Origin of the sequence: Azospirillum sp. B506, from assembly GCF_000333595.1 — a bacterium.
Lineage (GTDB): Bacteria > Pseudomonadota > Alphaproteobacteria > Azospirillales > Azospirillaceae > Azospirillum.
The window spans coordinates 1-2859 of sequence record NZ_BADK01000450.1; the positions used below are offsets into that span (position 1 = coordinate 1).

Annotated in this window: 3 protein-coding genes and 1 pseudogene; 2 read left to right on the plus strand and 2 right to left on the minus strand. The window is 69.5% G+C overall.

Annotated elements, in window-relative coordinates; genetic code table 11:
* The coding region (gene eutB / locus I71_RS13685; RefSeq protein ID WP_042695412.1) for an ethanolamine ammonia-lyase subunit EutB at positions 1 to 225 on the minus strand (225 nt) is incomplete at its 3' end.
* Between the two features lie 264 nt (positions 226 to 489).
* On the opposite strand from eutB, the gene I71_RS13690 reads away from it, so the two are divergent.
* Positions 490 to 678 carry a hypothetical protein gene (locus tag I71_RS13690; RefSeq protein ID WP_042695413.1) on the plus strand — a complete coding sequence of 63 codons (189 nt, stop codon included), beginning with the start codon at positions 490 to 492 and terminating at the stop codon, positions 676 to 678.
* A gap of 15 nt (positions 679 to 693) precedes the next feature.
* Here I71_RS13690 and I71_RS13695 read toward each other — a convergent pair whose 3' ends face one another.
* Positions 694 to 1383 carry a DUF1194 domain-containing protein gene (locus tag I71_RS13695; RefSeq protein WP_307188989.1) on the minus strand — a complete coding sequence of 230 codons (690 nt, stop codon included), beginning with the start codon at positions 1381 to 1383 and terminating at the stop codon, positions 694 to 696.
* A 433-nt stretch (positions 1384 to 1816) separates the two neighbouring features.
* Here I71_RS13695 and I71_RS38785 point away from each other — a divergent pair.
* Positions 1817 to 2859: pseudogene (locus tag I71_RS38785) on the plus strand (hypothetical protein); the annotation flags it as partial.

The window sequence follows — 2859 nt, forward strand, 5'->3', positions numbered from 1 at the left end:
GCCGCGTCCCTCGTCGGTCTCGTAGGGGACCAGCACCTCGTTCAGGAAGGTCTTCAGCGGCAGGTCGGCCAGCACCATGCGCGCCGCCACCCGCCGCTCGTCGCTGTCGGCGGCAACGCCCGCCAGCTCGTCGCCCGACCGCCGCGGCGAGGCGCAGGCCATCACCGCCTTCAGATCGTCGAACCGATGGCGCTGCCGCCCCAGGTCGCACTGGTAACCAGCCATGCCGGCCTCCCGCCCGTCTCATCCAGGGACAAGAGTGGCACGGGCAAGGAGGCGGGCAGTTGACCGTAGAACACAAAATGCGGGGATTCCCCATGGAGGAGCGTCCGGGGGGATATAGCCCGTCCGCGCAAGGCCAAGCCCAGGCGCGACCGTCGGCGGAGCATTCGGCTAGGCGGGCGAACCCGGAGCCGGGCCGTGGCGTTCCCTATCGCACCGCAGCGTGGCGCCCGAGGTCGCCGCGCACCACAAGCGAAGGAGATTTTCATGTTGACGCTGTTGCGCACCGCCGTCCTGGCCCTGCCGCTGGTTGCCGTGGCCGCCTGCCACAATGAAGGCCCGGCCGAGCGGGCCGGCAAGTCCATCGACAACGCCGGCCAGAGCGTCAAGGACGCCATCGATCCGCCGGGTCCGGCGGAAAAGGCCGGCCGCGCCATCGACCGGACGGTGAACTGACCGCCTCTCGCCCGGTCAGCGGGCGGCGAAGTCACGCTCCCGCCCTTGCCCATGCCCGGTGGGAGGAACGCCCGACACCTCCAGCAGCAGCTTGCCGAGAATGGCGTCGGCGAAGGCGTCGAAGTCGCGGGCGGGAATCAGGAAGGCGCCGGGACCGCCGATGACATGGTCGCGGTAATAGGCGTCCAGATCGTTCGGCGGCGCGCCGCCCCAGGGGTTGGGACGGTCGTTCAGGATCGGGAGCCCGTTGATGGTGATGCCGCGGGCGACCGCGGCGTCGCGTGCCTCCTCCACCGGACGGCCGCGGTTGTTCTCGCCGTCGCCGGAAATGTCGATGACCCGCCGCGTGCCCTCGAAGCCGTTGTTGCCGAACAGCGGCACGGCATAGTCGATGACGGCGCTGATCGACGTCCATTGCTCCGTCATCATCGGCGCCTCCGCCACGCTGGCGGCGAAGCGCTCGACGCTGGCCGGATCGCTCAGTTCCGACCAGGGAACGACCATGTGCTGATAGCCCTCTCCGGCCCATTCCACATAGGTGGCGCTGATGCGGCCGAAGGGACCGCCGCGGATCGCCGCCTGCACCTTCGGGTTCAGAAGCGCCTGGACATAGCCGTTGCGCTGCAGCTTCGCCTCGTCCGGATCGACGCTGCCGGACACGTCCACCGCCAGAACCAGCTCCAGATCCACCGGCGTCTGCGCCACGGCTGGAACCACCGGTACCGACATACATAACAAAGCGAGGATCGGGAGTCGGGCGACCCTGTGGGCGAACCCATGGGTCAGGGAGTGGGCCAAGAGACGGTATGCACGCATACGCACCCTCCATCCAGCCACCGGTTCCGGCCAGGACGCCGGACGAAGGATTTAGGATTGGTGCGCGAAGCTTCCCTGTCCATGCGTCGCCGGACTATTTCGATTCCTTCGAAAGGCCAGCGCGGGGTACTCCGCAGACGAAACCGCGGGGACGGAAGGGACGATCGGAAGGAGGGAAGACAAGAATATGCAGGCGGACTGCGGGTAACGGGTGACAAAGACGAAATTGCCTGCATAGCTTAAGCCGTATGGGGTAAGCCGTGAGGCAGGCCTTATCCCATGCCGCCAACCGCTCCGTTCAATCTCCGAAGCAGCCATCGACGTGCTCCCTGGTCCTTCGCTCCCTGCTCCCGCCATGGCGTCGTCGTCGCGATGGACCCGCCGGCTGCTGCTGTCCGCCTGTGCCGTGCTGTCGACCGGACTGCCGGCCTTCGGCGCGACGCAGCCATCGACGCTGACCGCCCCGGCCGCCGCCCCCGTCGCCATTTCGGAGTTGCCGGCCCCCCCCGCCCCCATCCATGCGGCGGAACTGATCGCGCCCGACCGGCCAAAACCGCATGGCCGGACGCAGCCCGTCGCCACCAAGCCTCCCGCCCCGCACGCCGCCACGGCCCCCACTGCCAGCACCCCCGCCGGCACCCCCGACAGCGCCTCCGCCGATCCACAAGCCGCTGCGGCGAAGGCCGCGAAAGCCGCCAGGATGGCCGAAGCCAGGGCGGCCGACGAGCGGATCATGAACAGCCGGGCCTCCGACAGCCGGCCGGCCGAGGGGCAGACCGCCTGCGCCGATCATGAGCCGGCAAGCCAGCCGGTGCTCGACGCGCTGTTCGGCGGCGATGCGGCCTTCGCCGAACTGGCCCGCCGGTCGCCGGCCGAGGCGTTCCGCTGCTCCAGCCTGTTCCCCGGAGACGCGGCGCTCGCCGCCCTGCGCGACGCGGTCCCGCTGGCCCCGTTCGATGCGGTCGGCGCCGCCGACCAGTTGAGCACCCGTCCCGGCGGCGAGGAGGTCATCGCCCGCGCGCTCGACCTCGGGCTGCTGACGCGCGCGCTGGACGGGGGCATGCCCTTCTACGAGACGCGGCACGAGCTGCGCAAACGCCTGCCGAAGACCGATCTCCGGACTCTGGAAATCCAGGCGGCGAAGGCATTGGCGGTCTCGCTGTCACGCGATCCGGCGGCGATGGCGCCGAAGATCGGCGCCCTGCTCGACGACATGGTCGACGATCCGCCGGCCGACCGTTTCCGCATCACCATGGCGCTGTCGTCGGAGGATCTGCTCGGGCTGATCGCGCGGACCGGGCCACAGATCTACACCTCGTCGCTCGACGGGCTGGTCAACATCCCTGCGGATCCAGTTGAAACTGG

What these genes read in the sequence shown, in the direction of transcription:
- I71_RS13690 (WP_042695413.1), top strand. Translation starts at nt 490, where the DNA reads ATGTTGACGCTGTTGCGCACCGCCGTCCTGGCCCTGCCGCTGGTTGCC.